Origin of the sequence: Brumicola blandensis, assembly GCF_031846165.1 — a bacterium.
Taxonomy (GTDB): domain Bacteria; phylum Pseudomonadota; class Gammaproteobacteria; order Enterobacterales; family Alteromonadaceae; genus Glaciecola; species Glaciecola blandensis.
In genome coordinates this window covers 206,019-224,793 of the sequence record NZ_JAVRIE010000001.1, presented here as the reverse complement: position 1 = coordinate 224,793, position 18,775 = coordinate 206,019, and the positions used below count along the sequence as shown (strand labels likewise).

General features: G+C 41.7%; 14 protein-coding genes and 1 pseudogene. 8 read left to right on the top strand and 7 right to left on the bottom strand.

Going from position 1 to position 18,775, the window contains the following annotated elements; genetic code table 11:
- Entirely contained in the window at positions 1-1,140 is a 1,140-nt protein-coding gene (lldD, locus tag RM544_RS00970) for an FMN-dependent L-lactate dehydrogenase LldD (protein WP_311359916.1), read from the bottom strand.
- Between the two features lie 296 nt (positions 1,141-1,436).
- Between lldD and RM544_RS00965 the strand changes: the two genes are divergently transcribed.
- The 4 genes and pseudogenes from RM544_RS00965 (at position 1,437) to RM544_RS00950 (ending at position 5,639) form a co-directional block, all read left to right on the top strand.
- A complete protein-coding gene (locus RM544_RS00965) occupies positions 1,437-3,068 on the top strand; it encodes a response regulator (protein ID WP_311359915.1) in 1,632 nt (543 codons plus the stop codon).
- Positions 3,069-3,124: 56 nt separating this feature from the next.
- Positions 3,125-4,927, top strand: coding sequence for an ABCB family ABC transporter ATP-binding protein/permease (locus tag RM544_RS00960; RefSeq protein WP_311359914.1), 1,803 nt, complete (start codon positions 3,125-3,127; stop codon positions 4,925-4,927).
- Position 4,928: 1 nt separating this feature from the next.
- Positions 4,929-5,156: pseudogene (locus RM544_RS00955) on the top strand (DUF3820 family protein); the annotation flags it as partial.
- 138 nt (positions 5,157-5,294) lie between these two features.
- Positions 5,295-5,639 carry a hypothetical protein gene (locus RM544_RS00950; protein ID WP_311359913.1) on the top strand — a complete coding sequence of 115 codons (345 nt, stop codon included), beginning with the start codon at positions 5,295-5,297 and terminating at the stop codon, positions 5,637-5,639.
- Between the two features lie 235 nt (positions 5,640-5,874).
- Here RM544_RS00950 and RM544_RS00945 read toward each other — a convergent pair whose 3' ends face one another.
- Positions 5,875-6,459: a hypothetical protein gene (locus RM544_RS00945; RefSeq protein ID WP_311359912.1), complete on the bottom strand. Its 585-nt coding sequence runs from the start codon at positions 6,457-6,459 to the stop codon at positions 5,875-5,877.
- A 148-nt stretch (positions 6,460-6,607) separates the two neighbouring features.
- On the opposite strand from RM544_RS00945, the gene RM544_RS00940 reads away from it, so the two are divergent.
- Complete coding sequence (locus tag RM544_RS00940; protein ID WP_311359911.1) at positions 6,608-7,456, top strand: PEP-CTERM/exosortase system-associated acyltransferase; 849 nt, start codon at positions 6,608-6,610, stop codon at positions 7,454-7,456.
- Positions 7,457-7,591: 135 nt separating this feature from the next.
- On the opposite strand, the gene RM544_RS00935 is transcribed toward RM544_RS00940, so the two are convergent.
- The gene (locus tag RM544_RS00935) at positions 7,592-8,206 is read right to left on the bottom strand and encodes a PEP-CTERM sorting domain-containing protein (RefSeq protein ID WP_311359910.1); all 615 of its coding nucleotides are present in this window, start codon (positions 8,204-8,206) and stop codon (positions 7,592-7,594) included.
- 674 nt (positions 8,207-8,880) lie between these two features.
- On the opposite strand from RM544_RS00935, the gene RM544_RS00930 reads away from it, so the two are divergent.
- Positions 8,881-10,392: a serine hydrolase domain-containing protein gene (locus RM544_RS00930; RefSeq protein ID WP_311359909.1), complete on the top strand. Its 1,512-nt coding sequence runs from the start codon at positions 8,881-8,883 to the stop codon at positions 10,390-10,392.
- 482 nt (positions 10,393-10,874) lie between these two features.
- Complete coding sequence (locus tag RM544_RS00925) at positions 10,875-11,570, top strand: hypothetical protein (protein ID WP_311359908.1); 696 nt, start codon at positions 10,875-10,877, stop codon at positions 11,568-11,570.
- Positions 11,571-12,036: 466 nt separating this feature from the next.
- Here the strand turns inward: RM544_RS00925 and RM544_RS00920 are convergent, their stop codons facing one another.
- From RM544_RS00920 to RM544_RS00910, 3 genes are all read right to left on the bottom strand, one after another.
- Positions 12,037-13,383, bottom strand: coding sequence for a class II 3-deoxy-7-phosphoheptulonate synthase (locus RM544_RS00920; RefSeq protein ID WP_311359907.1), 1,347 nt, complete (start codon positions 13,381-13,383; stop codon positions 12,037-12,039).
- Positions 13,384-13,519: 136 nt separating this feature from the next.
- Positions 13,520-14,323 (bottom strand): ATP-binding cassette domain-containing protein, encoded by an 804-nt coding sequence (locus RM544_RS00915; protein ID WP_311359906.1) that lies wholly within the window; start codon positions 14,321-14,323, stop codon positions 13,520-13,522.
- Between the two features lie 20 nt (positions 14,324-14,343).
- Positions 14,344-15,993, bottom strand: a complete 1,650-nt coding sequence (locus RM544_RS00910; RefSeq protein ID WP_311359905.1) for a glycerol-3-phosphate dehydrogenase/oxidase — start codon at positions 15,991-15,993, stop codon at positions 14,344-14,346.
- Positions 15,994-16,313: 320 nt separating this feature from the next.
- Between RM544_RS00910 and glpK the strand changes: the two genes are divergently transcribed.
- Complete coding sequence (glpK, locus tag RM544_RS00905) at positions 16,314-17,813, top strand: glycerol kinase GlpK (RefSeq protein WP_311359904.1); 1,500 nt, start codon at positions 16,314-16,316, stop codon at positions 17,811-17,813.
- Here glpK and RM544_RS00900 read toward each other — a convergent pair.
- Positions 17,791-18,762 (bottom strand): FecCD family ABC transporter permease, encoded by a 972-nt coding sequence (locus tag RM544_RS00900; protein WP_311359903.1) that lies wholly within the window; start codon positions 18,760-18,762, stop codon positions 17,791-17,793. The genes glpK and RM544_RS00900 overlap by 23 nt on opposite strands.
- Positions 18,763-18,775 lie beyond the last annotated feature (13 nt).

Sequence of the window (18,775 nt, the reverse complement as noted above, 5' to 3'; positions counted from 1 at the left end):
TTATACACCTCGGGCAATGGAATGATTGCCTATTTCACTTATCGATTTTGCGCCAGTGAGCGTCATAGCAACCTGCATTTCTTTTTTGTAAAGCTCCAGCAGATGTTCAACCCCATTTTGACCTCGAGCGGCTAGCGCATAAATGTACGAACGTCCCAACATTGTGCAGTCTGCGCCGAGTGCTAACATACGAACAACATCCAAACCATTTTTGATACCAGAGTCGACAAACAATTTAATGTCTCCTTTTACAGCATCAGCAATAATTGGCAAGGCTTTGGCTGAAGACATTACTCCATCCAGTTGTCTACCACCATGATTTGAGACCACGATGCCATCCGCGCCAAAGCGCACTGCGTCTTTTGCATCTTCGACATCAAGAATGCCTTTTATGATGAGTGGGCCATCCCAATAATCTCGAATCCACTCTAAGTCTTTCCAAGAAATAGAGGTATCAAAATTATCGGCTAGCCAGCCAATGTAGTCGCCCAACTTTGTTTGTTTTTGACGATACTTGGATATATTGCCCAAATCGTGAGGTTTACCTAACAGACCAACATCAAACGCCCATAGGGGATGAACCATCGCTTGAAGCACCCTTTTTATCTCTGCCCCAGGGCCGCTCATGCCTGAATGCATATCTCGATAGCGCGCGCCCGGCGTTGGCATATCAACGGTAAAAACAAGTGTTTTCACACCCGCAGCTTTTGCTCGCTGCAATACATTTTTCATGAAGCTGCGATCTTTAAGCACATACAATTGAAACCACATTGGTCGCTCTATTTGAGGCGTAACTTCTTCGATGGGACACACCGATACCGTCGACATTGTGAAGGGAATTCCTTTGTTCTCTGCCGCTTTGGCTGCTTGAACTTCACCACGCCGAGCATACATTCCTGTTAAACCAACTGGAGACAGTGCTATTGGCATAGCAAGCTTTTCTCCGAATACCTCATGCTCAAGACTCAAACTCGACATATCCTTAAGTACTTTTTGCTTAAGCGAGATATTTTCTAAGTCGGCAACATTCGCTCTAAGCGTGCTCTCGGAATAAGATCCACCGTCAATATAATGAAATAAAAAGGGCGGAAGTTTCTTTTTTGCAGCAGCGCGATAGTCAGTAGTAGCTGAAATAATCATAGTATGGTTTCATTTTTGACAGAATGACTATCGTATACCTTTGTATTTGGTAGATAAATAGAATTAAGTATATTGTTAATTTCTTAAAATGGTGGAATTGGTCAGCATTCGATAAATTTATTGCAATAAAAATCAATCTAACTGAGTGCATGCATAGCTGATCAAAAATCCAGCAAACGCACTGATTTTAAATGAATAAACTGCCCCACATCTGTCATTACAAATTTAATTAAAGTATATTCTTAGCATCACGATAACTTATTCAATGTTTACTTAATGTTGAAGAATCACAGCAAATGGAATTGTCGGTCATCTCACGGATGCGTATACTCATTATAGACAATAAGCAGAGCGCAACTAAGCATCTGACCCCGCAGCTTGAACAGATTGGCTTCAGAAACATCCAGTATGTTGAATCTACTCAGCGCGCCCTACTTGCCCTTGAAAAACTCACATTCGATCTAGTTATCTGCGCTTACAGCATCAAACGAAGCCATGATGGTTTGTATTTCTATGAAAAGCTGTTGCAAAGCAAACTTCTGCCAAGCGAGACCGCATTTGTATTTACAAGCCACGAAACTAACTTTGAAATCATTCAAAGCATCTTAGAGTTGCCTGCTGACGATATCCTAGCTAAACCACTGAAAGTAGAAAAGCTCTACAAACGAATCTCAAGAGTGATGCGTCGCAAACAAAAGTTCATCACGGTACACGACTTTATTAATGAAGAAAAATACAACGCCGCAATTACCGAAGTAAATAAAATACTAAGCTACCAGAGTAATCGAGATCTGTTCCCTCTTGCCTTAAAAATGAAAGGGGATCTTTTACTATTAGCTAAGCAATATGAAGAGGCTAAAGCGTTCTTCACGTCAATGATAAAAATTGAATCACTAGCATGGGCGGAACAAGGCTTAGTGAAAAGCTTAATCGCTCTGGGCTTCGATGATGACGCAGAAAAACAAATCATTACTTTAGCAGCTAAACGCGAAACGAAGACCATGGCCTATGAGCTTCTTGCTAGCCTACAAATAAAACAAGGTGCATACAGTGAAGCACTAGAGAGCATGTTGATTGCGACCGAGATTTCGCCAAAAAATATGCGCAGACAACATATCGCTAGGCTGATTGCTCGCTTGACCCACGATCACGAAACAGAGTTCGCCGTCACTCAATTACTGTTGAGTAACTCAAAGAATACAGTAAGTGAGACGCCTGAAGTTTATATGAAAGTCGTTCGCGCAGGTATCGACTTTGCAATGACAGCGGATCCAAGCCAAGTCAATGAAGTGATGAATGCGACAAGGCAATATCTGACGGAATTAAAAAGAAAGTTTGTTAATGAGGATATTCAAGAAGACATCAACATTATTAAAGCTCGCATGTCGTACTTGGAAAATGATGTTCAAAAAGCAACAGACTTAGTTGAAAATTTCACCAGAGACAATCGTAAACTGGGTGATGAAAGCTTAGCAGATAAAGCGAAAGCACTGCATGAAGTGGGCTTGAAAGACGACGCCCTTGCTGTATATAAAGTCATTGAAGAACGGGCACAAAAACGAGCTAACTATGTCGATGACCAACTTTCTGACATCGCCCTATTTAGCCAATGTATTACACAGGAACGATTCGAAAAAGAACAAGTTCGTTTAAACCCTAAAGAGCTCAACGCAGAAGGCATAACAGCTTTTAGAAATGGCAATTTTGCAAAAGCGTTTGATGTTTTTTCCCAAGCCGCGAATATCATGCCAAAGAATACGGCAATTGCACTCAACCTGCTACATGTCATATCCAAACTGAAGCTTAGTACAGCAATAGAGGAAGTGAATACGCACGTGCTGCACTCAGTCAACTTACTTGAGCAGAAGAAGTTGAGTTTTGAACAAGCGCAAAAGTACAAAAAACTTCGAAATCTTCTGAACGTATAAGCACGTTTTCACGTAGAATCAACTCATTATTTACATACTGAGTCATCGAATTATTCATGCGACCATCTCGCTTTTCAACGCCTGACGACAAACCAGTAAATTGGTCAGTTCTCACTAAGCTCTGGCCTTACTTGCTAGAGTTTAAAAGCCGTGTCTGGCTTGCCATCGGTTTTCTGGTAGCAGCAAAAGTAGCTAGTGTATGCCTCCCCTTCGTCTTAAAACACACCGTTGATAATCTCAACTTAGATACCACCAAAGAAATCATTATGGGGGCAACACTAGGTCTGATTGTCGCCTATGGCGCCCTGCGTTTAGCAAACGTCTTATTTGGGGAAATCAGAGATACGCTATTTGGTAGAGTGACAGAGAGAGCAATGCGTCGTTTAGGCTTAACCGTATTTGAACATCTTCACAAGCTTGATCTCAGTTTTCACTTATCAAGACAAACCGGCGGCCTATCTCGTGATATTGAACGTGGAACCAGTGGTATCAGCTTTTTGATGCGTTTTTTGATTTTTAATATTGGCCCAACCCTATTAGAGATAGCCCTCGTCATTGGCTTGTTATTTTATAACTACGGTGCAAGCTTTGCGCTTGTGATATTTGGTTCTGTCGTTCTCTACGTCAGTTTTTCAATGAAAGCCACTGATTGGCGCACAAAGTTTGTTAAAGAAGTGAACCAAGCCGACAACAGCACCACTTCCAGGGCGGTCGATAGCTTACTGAATTACGAAACCGTAAAATACTTTAACAACGAAAATTTTGAGGCTAAGCGCTACGACGTCGACCTTGCTAATTGGGAAACCGCACGACGAAAAAACCGGCTATCATTGTTTGCCTTAAATGGCGGACAGGCAACAATCATCGCAGTAGCAATGACCAGCATGATGGGACTCGCTGCAGTGAATGTTGCGAGCGGCAATATGACCATTGGTGATTTCGTTCTGGTCAACGCTTTCACGATGCAAATATTCATGCCTTTGAACTTCCTAGGCTTTGTATATCGTGAGATTCGAGGCTCACTGGCAAACATTGAAAACCTATTTGACCTATTAGAAAAACCGCCAAAAATACTCGACAAAGACGACGCTACAGAGCTTCAAGTCAGTAGAGGCGAAATAAGGTTTAACGAGGTGGGCTTTTACTATGACGAAAAACGACAAATACTCAAAAACGTCAGTTTCACTGTGAAAGCTGGAAGTAAGGTAGCCGTTGTTGGTGAGAGTGGCGCGGGCAAATCAACCTTAGTAAAACTCTTATTTCGTTTTTATGACCCCAGTGCTGGCCATATCTCAATTGATGATCAAGACATTGCAAAGCAAACTCAGGCATCTGTTCGCCAACAAATTGGAATAGTGCCAGAAGATACCGTTTTGTTTAACGATACCCTATACGAAAACATTCGATACGGTAAGCCAGAAGCAAGTGATGACGAAATAAATCAAGCGATAAAGCTAGCCCACCTTGATGAGTTTGTAGATCGTTTGCCAAATAAAGGAGATACTCAAGTTGGCGAGCGTGGCCTGAAACTCAGTGGCGGAGAAAAACAGCGAGTTGCGATTGCACGAACAATTTTAAAACGTCCGCCAATAATGGTATTTGATGAGGCGACCTCAAGTCTTGATTCTCAATCTGAACAAGCCATACTGTCAGCTTTACGTGAAATTGCGAAAGGTCATACGAGCTTTATGATTGCACACAGATTGTCGACTATTGTGGACGCTGATAATATTATCGTCATGGATCAAGGAAGTGTTGCTGAACAAGGCTCTCACGAAGAACTTTTGGCCTTAAACGGCCTATATTCCCGTTTATGGCAAGCCCAACAAAAGAATCAAGCGCAAATTGAGGAAAACTAAAATGCAAGACTTCGATTTCTCAGCACATTCTGCGCAAGAATTGTTGGAATTAGTCAATGCCAAAATGCCCTTTGGCAAATATGCCGGAACGCCATTACTTGAGCTACCAGAACCCTATCTGGTTTGGTTTCACAAAGAAGGGTTTCCTAATAGCAAACTCGGCGAACAACTCGCGATCATGTATGAGATTAAATTGAACGGCCTAGAACCAGTATTACGACCTTTGTTACACGAAAATCGACAAAAGGAAAGCTACTCCGAAGAGACAAAAAAACGCCTAGTAGACATTCAAGAGCGCGATAAATATCGCTTTTAGTACGTATTGTCTTAAGTCATAAAACCTTGAAAATCAGCCTTCGGTAAGAATATGCCTCAATATGCAAAAGTCCCCGTTAAAGACATTGGAATAGACCACCAAATATTGCAGTTGCACGCAGCCATGGCTAAAAAGTGCTTTGCTAACCCAGCATTATTTGAACAAATCGAAGCTCGCATTGAGACTCGCTACGCTGCCAAACAAATGCGATATGGCGCTTATCTCACTTGGCTATCAATACTAGAACTAAAACACCAACCCGAGGAAATGCTGGCCGCACTGCTAGAAAAATCCTTCAAAATGAGAAATTTGAGAAGAGCGACGGTGTTCACAGGGGTTCTTGATGAGGATGAACGCCTGGCGGTAATCGAAAGTTTGCACCGCCCTATCACTTAATTCATAAGATAATGAAACATAAAAGAAACACATCAGTATCTGTTTATTTTGCCCTATTATTCTCTAGCGGCATGCTAGTCGCTTTTTACCTTCAGCATTTCCCACGCATATTGTTTTACTTATACATAGCTTTAAGTAGTCTTAGTTTTACCCTATATGCCTATGATAAATGGCAGGCCAAACGTGGGGGTTGGCTTATAATGTTAAAAGCCTGATAGTGATATTCTATACGCAACTAGTCGTGTGCACACTGTAGCATTTTATTCTCTACAATAAATTCGATTACATCTGATTTACTTTGAATAGAGGAAGTTAGGAGCTTGGAATAGTTTTTGGTAATTGTACCACAGTCATCATATCCCAACTTGATTGGCCTCCCATCGCGGTTGCTGTTAAAAAACACTACAAAAAACACATCTCCATTATCAAAATAATTTGAGCTACTACTATCGTATTCTGCAAACAGGACATCACCTGCAGAAATATCAGGTGTAAAACTCTTCAGCACAATAAAGCTCTCTTTTAGGCTAACTAAATGATTTTTCCATAGTCTTTTAAGTTCAACGTGCACCAAATCGCTACGGTGTGACATTAATGATTTAAATTCAGGAAAGGTTATAGGACCGCCAACTTTCACAACGACACCTAAGAAACCGGAGGTTTCTAAGTAATGGCTTCTTGATTGTTCAGAACTATTGTATGGACGAGTCCCAGCAGCAGTGCTCGAGAGACAGGTAAAATAAATTGCAATTATGATAACAAATTTGTAAAAAATCACTCTCATCGATTTATTTTCCTTTTTAACTTTCTCAACTAGCATATCTAAATCCCCCCGGATTACCACTATCAATTCCGCTATCACATCGTCTAGTAAAGTATAAAACAACATACGAGTTATGATGTGGGATACTGCCCTCGCATGGTGAACTTTGTAAAATACAAGCTGGATAATAAAGGTATTCTTTTACATGGCATCAACGCAAAAATCAGGCTTGCAGTTTTCTATCAATAATATTCAAGATTACATAATGAATAAGGGACTGCTTGGCGCTATCAGGAACTGGATAGCGATGCGCAAGCAGCGTAAAGAAGCTGAGGAAATTAGTTTTCATTTTTCTCAATTTCTCACTCCTGTCATTGCAAATAGTGACTTTAAACAAGATTTGTCGAGTAAATTAAGACATGACGTGTATTGCGAAGAGTTACATTATGAAGACTGCCGTGACGATGGCTTAGAAAGCGATGAGTTCGACGCTTACTCAAAGCATGCCCTAATTCAACATATAAAATCTCGTACCTATGCGGGCACTGTGCGTGTGATTTCACCTGAAAGTGACAAACAATTACTTCCCATCGAAAAGCACTGTCTTGATAGCGTATTAGATCACGAGTATTTACCTTCGAATTTCCCGCGTGAAGATATTTGTGAAATTTCTCGTCTGGCTGTGCCAAGTGCTTTTAGACGACGCGCGTCTGACAAATTTGTTGGCGCGGCAACCGGTACCATAAATGAATTCATCGACTCAGACAAAGAACTACGATGCTTCCCTTTCATCGCTGTAGGTTTGTATTTTAGTGCTGCGGCGCTATGCCTAAAGCTTGGTAAGAAGCATGCTTACATGATGATGGAACCCAAACTCGCCAAAAGCATGTCTTACGTTGGTATCAAGTTTGAACAAATAGGTCCTGTGATTGAATATCATGGGCAAAGAGCGCCCTACTACATTAACAGAGATATGTTGTTCGCCAATTTAAGTAAAGATTTCACATTCATGTTGGAGAACATTCGAAAAAGCCTGTATGCTCAAACCCTATAATGCGCCCAACGGACACACCTACTTACTGAATCAAAGGGGCAAGCACTGAAATAATCAACCCTAAATGAAAAAGCCCCAGTAAAAACTGAGGCTTTTAAATTGTCTCGACGTTATGTCGATATCTGATATGTTCGCTTAAGCGCGGCGACGCACAGAAATAAGACCCGCTAAGGCAATACCAAGAAGTGCAATGCTCGTTGGTGCAGAAACATCGTTAACCACAACCGCATCGATGAAGTTACCTACAGTTGCAGCAGTTGGGTTGACTGACGTCAGCATAAAATAAGTGTTAAAACCTGAACCGATAAACGAACTAGCAAATGTGCTCCACTCTCTTGTAGTGTGGTCAATGAACTCGAAATTGACTACGTGATCACGATTATTCAAATCACCAGTGAAAATTTCTAAGCGGAAAGATTCGTCGTTGTTAGAGCGCGCTCTGTAAGCAAGCGAATAGGCATATGTAGAGTTCGCTGTTGTTGCAAAAGTTTGATAAATTGAGAAGCTAGTGCCGTCATGTGGGTGCGCATTTAATTCGCCATGCTGATTACCTTCGTAAGAAGTCACGCCGTTAAAACCTGAACGCCAAACTTCGATATTGTCGCCTTGCCAGCCATTTGAATTATCAGATAAGTATGTCCAACCGCTTTGAATGCCTGGCGCCTCAAAACTGCCATTAGAGATAAGTGATGCATTTGCAGCAGAGCTTGCAATAAGTGCCAAAACTGCGATTACTGATTTAAATTTCATTGGAACTTCCCGTTTAAAATATTACTGACAAGATTGCCTAGCAGAGTAAAAGCAAATTATGGACCAAAACATTAACTCATTGATTTAAAACAATATTTAACGTATTAATATGGGCATTCAGCGCATATTGTAAATTTTTCTGACACCCCTCGACTTCAGTGAAATTGAGGTTTTGGATAATGTTCACGCTGAAGATTTTAGTCGCCACACGTAAAGCAAACAAGCGACCTCGACGGCATTTGTGGAGATAAACTGACTGATATTAAACAGGCACCAGTTGATCTGGACAACATTTGGCTTACTAACATTTTTTCAACGTCCGGTTTCTGCGCCGCCGGTAGGCGGCTCTAAAAACACACTAAATGAAAACGTTTATTGCAATAGCTCGATGAGCCGATGAGGCCTATGTTTAATCACATTTAACAGCAAAATAGTTTTCATTGTCGATGACGGCTAGCTGTGGAAAGCTTTTTACTAAATCATCGTAGTCGCTCTCACTCCTCTCTTTTAGTCGGTATGACGCTCTCAAGTGATGCTGCGATACGCTTATGCCTTTTTGTAGAAAGTATTGAGTAGTAAATAGCTTTTATTCTTCTTATACTCTCAACCGATGACATAGATAACTTTGAGGTTGGTAGTTGAATGATAAAAGAGATAACGGAAAGGGCAAACACATGATCAAGTACGTTATCCTTATATTATTCTTTAGTGGGTCGCTTAGTTCAGTCGCTGCCGATACAACGCACAATTCAGTAAACTCGGATATTAAACATCCCGAATATCAAAAAGTCTGGAACTGTTATACAGCGAGCGATGCGCAAGCGCGTAAAAAGCAAGTCACCGAAGGTATTCTGCCCTACATGGTGTTTGAAGGTGAAACTAAGCCTGTTAGTGTCGAAACGCGCATGAGCATGTCCAAAACTCCCGCTTTTTCTGTCGCGGTAATTCACCAAGGTAAGCTCGACTGGAGCGAAGCTTGGGGAAAATTACAAAACGATGGTAGCAATGCTGATTGTGGCAGCCTTTTTCAAGCAGGCTCTCTCGCCAAGCCATTTACGTTGCTCGCAGCGCTACGGATGAAAGCTGCAGGATTGGTTGATTTTGATCAGGATATCGAAACTTATTTTTCATCTTATCGTCTACCTGAGGGTCAGCAAAGCAAAGCTAATCCTATTACGCTGCGCAATTTGCTTTCACATACAGCTGGAATTGTGCGTGGTGGATATGCTGGCTACGCAAAGAGCGAGCAGATGCCGACAGACGAACAGATCGTGCGCGGTGAAGCACCGAGCAATTCGCGAAAAGTAGAAGTAGTTAATGAACCAGGCGCGTCGCTCGCTTACTCAGGTGGCGGATATACTTTAATTGAAATTGCCCTAAAGGATGAGCTGAATAAACCTTTTGAACTGATAATGCGCGATTGGCTGCTCGATCCGGTTGGCATGAAGCAAGCAGATTTCACTGTGCCTTTGCCAATATCTAGTCATCCTCATACCGCGCGCGGACATCAAATCGATGGTGGCATCGTTGCCGGAGGCTGGAACAACTATCCCGAGCAGGCCGCTGCGGGCCTGTGGGCAACGGCTAGGGACTTGGCCATGTTTTTGTTAGAGATGCATAAAGGCTATCATGGTAAAAGTAATGTATTCACTCAGGCCAGTATCGAAGAGATACTAGCGACTCCTATCGCTAACCATGCTTACGGTTTTAGGTTAATTAACGATGGTAACAATCAAGTTTTTATCACTCATTATGGCGGCACTGTGGGATACAGGGCTGGGATTACTATGAACTTGAGAACCGGCAATGGTGCAGTGTTTCTGGCGAATTCGGATAATGGAGCAAACCTTGGTGAAGAATTTTTCAGCGCAGTCTCCCGAGCCTATGAATGGCCGGTGTTTCGAGAGAAAGTCATTAAGCGCGTTAAGCTATCCCCTGAAGTTTTGCAATCACTCACAGGAACTTATATTTTCCCGGCACAGGGCTGGAAAGTGTCGGTGGTGAACCAACAAGACTCTTTAAGATTTGTATTTCCGGCAGGTAATCGCCTTCCCCTTACTATGATTCCGATCCAAGGCAGTGAGTATCAGTTTGCTCACGAAACCGGTGTTATCGCTCGCTTTTTTGACGAAGGAAACGATTTAAAGATTCATTTATTCGGACAAACTGGGAAACGACAGCAGTAGATGAGTTTGGGTGTTGTATATGACACGAGGCGAATGTTAGCGCTGGTTCAATGGTATTACTTGCAATAAACACATAACGATAATAAGTCGATCGTTCAACCGAGTTGATTGCAGGTGAAAGCTTCCTTTCTGGAAATTTGTTAGCTAGGTACGCATTGTGCCAATCCACAACATTGATAAGGTCATTTATGAATGGCGGTTGCCATCCAATTGCACACATTCGTGCGGTAATCGTGACTGTGAAGTTTGTGCCAAAAGCGGACAGTGATAAATACCCTTGCATAATTCACTTATTTAATCTGCATAATCCACACCTGATGACACTTGTCTATCGTTGCAAAACAGAATCACATCTACACCTTCTCAAACAAATACATTGTCGACAATTATCAATTTAAAAAGTATTTTAATTGATATATATTCGATTTACCCCTATTATTGTCGACAATAAGGCGTGTGACGATAAAATAGGTAAGATTAATTTGGATTCATATAATATTTTCGGAACGATCAATACGATTTTTATTATTGTTAGTTTGTATGGTGTGTTTTCTCAATTGAGAACGATATGGAAGAGAAAAGAGTCTGGTATTGAAAGCGAAAGGCCAACTGCACTTTTATCATTAAACCAATTTACAGTTAGCTACTTGGCATATTTGTCGTTTTTTATATACGGATATTCAATAGAACCGTTTAATCACTATATAGTCTGGCCGAGATTACTTGCTTCGCTATTAGTAGCGTTTATTTTGTTTGAAATTTGGCAAGACCGAAAATCTAACCACTCTAAAAGCTCCTTTAGCTTAGCCTGTGCAACTTTGCTGATTGCTATCGCAGGATTATTTATCGGTGAAACAATAATCGATCAAGGAAAATATATTTCTACAACTATCATTGTTTTAGTAACAATCTTGATAGCTCAAGGTTATTACCACCAAATAAAGCTAATTATTAATTCAGGTAGCACAGGTGCTGTCGATTTAAAGATGAGTCAATTCATCTTTATGATGGATATTTCGACTATAGCTTTTGCTTTAAGTATGGGGCTAAGCATAGGATGGCCATTGCTAGTGTTGGCGATTACCAGTGGTATTACTAAAGTCATTATTATGTTTTTATTCAAATGGGTAAAAATCAGTCCAACGGCCCAAAAGCGTAGAAATATTGTGGTTGCTTAAAATACCTTGGCCGACGGTAATTATATAATGTGGTGACCTTCCCTTTATCGCTCTTCGCGGACTTTAACCTCAAAAAATCAACAGTCCGCTAGTGCCTCAGACTTGACCGATTGATGAAGGTCGCAAGCCATCCCACAAGGAGTCATAGCCAATACCTCCTACGTCATTCCTGCGCAGGCAGGAATCTCAGGCCACACAAGAAATATTTCAATAGCCATTAGCTTTATATTTTTGAAATAATTCTGTTTTTTTAATTACTATGCTGTTTTGGAGGTTACCGCCTTCGCGGTAATGACGTAGGTGGTTCGCGATGGTGACGGGTAAGAAACTGCCTCATAGCAGACGGATGCTTCTTTAAACTTAATTGTCACTACTCAAGCAATACTAATTTTTAAGGGCATTGTGGGAGGCTAGATTCCTGCCTTCGCAGGAATCATATGTTAAAACGGGAATAAAAGAATATTGCTTACTTTGCGCTTTTCAAATGGTCAGCGACTAAGAATGCCATTTCCAATACTTGATCAGCATTTAAGCGCGGGTCACATTGCGTTTGATAAGCTTTAGACAAGTCATCATCACCTATCTTGTAAGCGCCGCCAGTGCATTCGGTAACATGTTGACCGGTCATTTCAAGGTGGATACCACCAGCATGCGTTCCTTCCGCTTTGTGCGCATCAAAAAACTGCTTTATTTCGGTTAGGATTGCATCAAAGTTTCTGGTTTTATATCCGCTGGATGAGGTAATTGTATTACCATGCATTGGATCTGAGCTCCACACAACATTGCGACCTTCAGCTTTTACTCGGCGCAACAGGCGCGGCAAGTTATCACCTAAATTATTGGCCCCCATGCGCGTTATCAAGGTTAAGCGCCCTGGAATGTTATTTGGATTCAAGGCATCAATTAAGCGTATCAACTCATCTTCTTGCATGCTCGGACCAACTTTCACTCCAATCGGATTGTTGATACCACTAAAGAACTCAACATGAGCATGGTCCAACTGACGCGTTCTTTCGCCAATCCATAACATATGTGCCGAGCAGTTATATGGTTTGCCAGTCAGAGTATCAATACGGGTAAGCGCTTGTTCGTAATTCAGTAACAACGCCTCATGAGACGTAAACAGAGAAGTCTCATGCAAAGCACTATTACTCTGTGAATTAATGCCTATCACATCCATAAACGACAAGGTGTCTTGAATACGGTCTGCCATATCTTGGTAACGCTCTTTCAGAGGGTTGCTCTCTAAAAATGCCATATTCCAACGATTAACCTGATGTAAATCGGCCAAACCACCCTGAGCAAAGGCTCGTAATAGATTTAAGGTTGCAGCACTGCGATGATAGGCATCAATTAGTCTGTTTGGATCTGGCTGTCTTGACGCTTCTGTAAACTCGAAACCGTTTATGATATCGCCGCGATAACTAGGCAAGGTAATGCCATTAATCGTCTCGCTATCGGAAGAGCGAGGTTTAGCATATTGTCCTGCCATTCTGGCTACTTTTGTTACCGGACAACGACCAGCAAAAGTCAGTACAATCGCCATTTGCAATATGACTTTAAACGTATCTCTAATTTTTGGTGCATTGAATTCATCAAAGGACTCAGCGCAGTCGCCACCTTGTAGCAAGAAGCCCTTACCTTCACAAACATCTCCCAATTGTTTAAACAACTGGCGTGTTTCTTCGGCAAAAACCAGAGGAGGATAGCTTGCTAACTTTGCTTCTATCTCTTTAAGTGCTTTTTGATCTTGATAGGTGGGTTGTTGAAGAATAGGTTTCGATCTCCAACTATCGGCTTGCCATTGACTCACTGTATTTCCTTTTTACTGTTTCAAATGTTTTTATTGTGATGCTATTAAATGCTTACGCTTCTTTTATTCTTGTCTTGTCAATGCTAATACTTCGTTAAGTAAAGGCTTACAAGGGTGTAGACTACCATATCAATCTTTAATTTGGTCTTCTAATAAACGTTTTTTCTATATTATTATTGAGCTGGAGCAATTCGAAGGGATATTCGTAAAGTTCAGTGACACCGGAGGCTGTAAGCATCGCCTTGTTCTCACCACTGGCTTGGCATTTCCCCTGCTTGAGCAATAGGACCTTATCGGCAAAACGCAAAGACAAATTAACGTCATGAACACTCATCACTAGCAAGTTTCCCATGACTACCAATGTCTTAAATAGAATGAGTACCGACTCCTGAAAGGCAATATCAAGATTTTGTAAGGGTTCATCCATTAGAAGAATGGCTTCACCTTGTTGAATTGCTGGCCACACTTGCAGCAAAACACGTGCAATATGAACACGTTGTTGCTCACCACCACTCAGTTCATTCAGAGGACGATCGAGCAAGGCGTTGACATGAAGAGCTTCATCTAACTCAGTAGGCACTAAAATATCTGGAATAGAGCTTGGAGTCGTATGCTGCTGAAATAGTGTAGATTGGTCCAAATAAAAGCTGAGTAACTCTGACACGCTAAGTGAGAAAGCTAGAGAATAGGTTTGTTGTAAATAAGCTCGGGTCGTTGCCCGCTCACTAATACTAATGTCGCTTAAGGCCCTACCATCATAGATGACATCGCCAACGTTGGCCTCTGTCAGCCCCGACAACACATCGAACAAGGAGCTTTTGCCTGCACCGTTTTGACCCAAAACGTGCCAACATTCGCCTCTATTCAAAGATAAATTGATATCCTCAAAGCGATTATGTAAGCAGAGTTTTCTGGCTTGTAGCATGGCTGTCGGCTTCACTCATTCCTACTTTTTACAATTTATTTGTTATTTGCCGCAACGGCAACAGGCGTCCCAGGATATTGTTGAAGAACCTTGTCGATATATTCTTTGCGCTTTTCTGCCGCTTTCTCACCAAACAGAATCTCACAGGCTTCAATCATCCCAGGCGTGTTCACAATATCTGTTTTACGTAATACCATTTCAATTTTTGAACGCCGGCGCACGAAATCTTCAAGCTTAGTAATCATCTCACGTCTTGCAGCGTAGTGCACCTCCGCTCTTAGGTATTCAGCATTCTTCATCAACTGCTCTGCTTGAGTGGGATCTCGTTGGATTTCATCTAATATTTGCAGTGCGTGAATATCATATCTTCGCCACAGTCTTGTTGTGAGTTTTTCTGAGCTATAACTTGGCGTCATATCGTCTAGGCCAATCAAAGCAGCTCGATATTCAAATTCTTGCTTTATGTTTGCTGCCGATTCACCATACCAAATTGCATCTCGATGACTTAACGAAATACCCAAGTCTTCAATGATATCAGCAATCTCTTCACCCACATTGATGCAGTCGGTCAATTTACCGCCGAATACACTTAAGTATTTATCTTCTTTGTTTACATCAATGGCGTGTTTGCGGGATAGTTGCACCCAATCTGCTTCGCCCTGCCCACCTTTCACGGCAAGGGGTCTCACCCCACAGCGTTCAGAAATAATATCGTCACGCGTTAATGGCTTCTCGAGATCCAACAAAGCATTAACGTTATCCAAAATAAAGTCGCGATCAGCTTCACTCACTTCAGGATGTGGATCTTCAATTTGATTATCGGTGGTCCCCAAACAGGTTTTTTGCCCCATGGGGATAACGAAAAACAATCTACCATCAGATGCAAAAAAGGCTAAAACTTTGTCGACTTTCGTTAGCTTATCAACAATTAAATGAACACCTTTGGAGAACAAATGCTGATGCTCGGTTTTCTGTTCAACTTGATCGTTGTATTGGTCTACCATTGGACCGCAAGCGTTAATAATTGACTTTGACCGAATTGTGAAAGCCAGCCCAGTTTCTTGATCAATCGCTTGAGTATGCCAAATGCCATCGACCTTCTCACTTTTCTCAGCGCCAACATAATTTGTAACTATTGCACCATTATCCATAGCACTGCGCACGAAGTTAAAAACAAAGCGTGCGTCATTATCGTGTAAAAATGCGTCCGAATACTCAAATCCACCTTGAGCATTGGAGACATCAATAGCCGGCTCTAAGGCTTTTATTTTTGCGGAAGATAGAAATTGAGGTGCTTGCGTAAAAAAGCGCCCCATTAGCCAATATAAAAAGGTCCCGATAAACACAAACCAAGCAGGAAATCGAAAACCCTTTTGCAGTGTCGTTAAAAAGCGTATCTCTTGAACTGTCGATGGATAGCTTCTCATCAAATGATTTCGACTTTTACATAGTTTATTCACTAGCAGGTATTCATGGTTTTCTAGATATTTAATACCACCCCATGCCAAATTCGATGAGTTAGATGAGGTGTGGCCTGCAAAATCCCCCTTATCAATCATCGCCACGCTGGCCCCTTTTCGCGAAAGAGAAGCCGCAGATACAGCACCATTAATGCCGGCACCGAGCACAAGCACATCAAATACTTCAGCGGAGAGCTTGTCTATATTGGTTTCTCGAAGAATCATATTTCCTTCCATACCCTATTTCATTGAAGACGCTTTCATAAACGTTTAAGATTACGTCATTACTCGCTTTAATCATACGTACTTTATTTCTAAAGTGTTTATTTTTGTGACAAAAAAAGCATTTTTTATCGAACAATATCGGTACATTGTAGAAATTTCGCTGACGAATCATTTAAGTATCATGTAAATATGATATATATGATTTATTATTCTTTCAAGCCTTGATAACATACAACGAAGTGCCATCGATAAATCGTTTGTCAGTTGCAAGCGTTTAAAATTCTGCTTATCTTAATAAAAAAAACAAATAGGATGTCCGCATGTCAAGCCAGCAAGGTATTCTGTCCATAGACCAAGGAACCACCTCCACAAGAGCAATCGTTTTTAACTTGGACGGTACGAAGGTAGCAACATCTCAGAAAGAATTTACTCAGTTTTATCCAAACAATGGTTGGGTGGAGCACGACCCTGAAGAGATTTGGAAAACCACAGTAGAAACGTGTAAAGATGCCATTCATCAAGCACAGGAACAAGGCGTGATGGTTGCCGGAATTGGTATCACCAATCAACGAGAGACAACCCTGGTTTGGGATCGTGAAACAGGACAAGCGATTTATAATGCTATCGTTTGGCAAGACCGCCGCACCTCGGCTTTCTGTAACAGTATTAAAGTCAAGGAAGCTGCAGTCACGGCTAAAACGGGTCTATTGTTAGACCCCTACTTTTCAGCCTCCAAGGTAAAGTGGTTGCTTGATGAAGTTGACGGAGCACGCGCATTGGCTGAGCAAGGTAAATTAGCATTCGGCACTATCGACAGCTTCTTGATTTGGCGTCTCACTGGTGGCAAAAAACATGTCACCGATACAACCAATGCTTCAAGAACAAACCTATTTAATATTCATGATCTTAAATGGGATAAAGATCTATTAGCACTTTTTGATGTGCCTGAGTCAGTGCTACCAGAAGTCTTACAATGTGCTGACGACTTCGGTACTACCCAAGCTAATCTATTCGGAAAGTCACTTCCTATTGCTGGCGTTGCAGGTGATCAGCAGGCCGCCCTGTTTGGTCAATGTTGCTTTAACCCAGGCGATTTAAAATCAACCTATGGCACGGGCTGTTTCGCGCTCTTAAATACTGGAGACAAAGCCTTAAACTCTCAGCATAAATTACTCACAACCATCGGTTACACTATTAATGGCAAAACAACCTACGCATTAGAAGGGTCCATCTTTACTGCTGGAGCGAACATTCAGTGGTTAAGAGACGGCATAGGAGTGATCAATGATGCAAAAGAAAGCCAAGCATTAGCTGAATCATTAGACTATGACCATGGCGTCGTCCTCGTTCCAGGCTTTGCAGGTTTAGGCGCCCCGCACTGGAATCCCGATGCAAGAGCAAGTTTATATGGCATGACGAGAGGCACTTCACAAGCCCATTTCGCTCGCGCAGCGCTTGAAGCCGTTTGCTATCAAACCTATGATTTACAGCAAGCGATGGCAAGTGATGGGATTGCATCATCAAAAGTATTAGTTGATGGTGGAATGGTTGCTAATGACTGGTTGTGTCAATTCTTGTCCGACATTCTTCAAGTTGATATTCAACGCCCAAAAAATATGGAGACCACAGCAATAGGCGCAGCATATTTAGCCGGCTTACAACTGGGTTTATATAAAAACCTAGAAGACATTATGAGTCATAAACAAATTGAAAATACTTTTAGTCCACGTATTGACCAAGGGATTCGCACTACCCTTCTTTCTCAATGGCAAAAAGCGGTTGATGCAACTTTAGCGTTTAGTGAAGGCGCTGCTGTTTAAGCAGACTATAAATAAATAGCGGGCCGCCGATACTGGCGGTCAACATGGAAACTGGCACAATAAATTCAAATACCCACTCATTAATGCTCGCGGTAAAGATCAGCAAACCAGCCCCTAGAAGACCTGCCATTGGCATAACAATTCGATTATCGTGGCCCCAAAATTGCCTGACAAAGTGCGGTATGAGCAGGCCAATAAAAGCAATGCTGCCAGCAATAGATACACTTGTTCCGATCAATAAAGCGCACAGTATTAGTACGTTTCTTTCAAATTTCTTCGGCTCTAAGCCTCTTAATTGTGCTGCTGATGCCCCCAAATAAAGCCAATTAAGTTTGCTAGTTTGTAGCATTAAAAGCACTGCAGGGATAAGAATGAGAGGTGCAGCGAATAATAAGCTAATGTAATTGGTATTGTGCAAGCTACCCATTAGCCAAAAACTAAGGTTTTTAATTGATTGTGGTGGCGCATACAAATATAACCACCCAATGATTGCGCCCGCAATGGTGGAGATACCAATACCCGCTAAGATCACCGAACTCATTGAAGCTTGTAACTTTCGCGCTAAGGCAAAGATTAAAAAACTAGAAATCATTGCACCAACAAAACAGGCCAAAGGGAGCATGTAATAACTCAAACTCGCCCATTGGGTAGAGCTAAGCGTGATTGACCCCGTCAGTAATACCACAGCAGCCATTAAGCTTGCTCCTGCGCTTATTCCTATTATGCCGGGGTCGGCTAATGGGTTTCTTAACAGAACTTGCAAAGTCGCTGAACTGAGTGCAATTGCTACTCCAACCAAGATAGCGGTGAACAAAACGGGAAGCTTAATTTGGAGCAATATGTGCAGTTCAACGGGATCTGATAAATAAGAAAATCCATCAGCGCTCAAAAATACAAAACTACTCATAAGTAAAAATGCGAGCGCCCCAATGAGCGGTCTACTTCGCATTTGTTCTGAAGAT

Coding starts and splice junctions, on each gene's coding strand:
- RM544_RS00960 (WP_311359914.1), top strand. CDS start 3,125: ATGCGACCATCTCGCTTTTCAACGCCTGACGACAAACCAGTAAATTGG.
- RM544_RS00900 (WP_311359903.1), bottom strand. CDS start 18,762: ATGCGAAGTAGACCGCTCATTGGGGCGCTCGCATTTTTACTTATGAGT.
- RM544_RS00935 (WP_311359910.1), bottom strand. CDS start 8,206: ATGAAATTTAAATCAGTAATCGCAGTTTTGGCACTTATTGCAAGCTCT.
- glpK (WP_311359904.1), top strand. CDS start 16,314: ATGTCAAGCCAGCAAGGTATTCTGTCCATAGACCAAGGAACCACCTCC.
- RM544_RS00930 (WP_311359909.1), top strand. CDS start 8,881: ATGATCAAGTACGTTATCCTTATATTATTCTTTAGTGGGTCGCTTAGT.
- RM544_RS00945 (WP_311359912.1), bottom strand. CDS start 6,459: ATGCTAGTTGAGAAAGTTAAAAAGGAAAATAAATCGATGAGAGTGATT.
- RM544_RS00940 (WP_311359911.1), top strand. CDS start 6,608: ATGGCATCAACGCAAAAATCAGGCTTGCAGTTTTCTATCAATAATATT.
- RM544_RS00965 (WP_311359915.1), top strand. CDS start 1,437: ATGGAATTGTCGGTCATCTCACGGATGCGTATACTCATTATAGACAAT.
- RM544_RS00950 (WP_311359913.1), top strand. CDS start 5,295: ATGCCTCAATATGCAAAAGTCCCCGTTAAAGACATTGGAATAGACCAC.
- RM544_RS00910 (WP_311359905.1), bottom strand. CDS start 15,993: ATGATTCTTCGAGAAACCAATATAGACAAGCTCTCCGCTGAAGTATTT.
- lldD (WP_311359916.1), bottom strand. CDS start 1,140: ATGATTATTTCAGCTACTACTGACTATCGCGCTGCTGCAAAAAAGAAA.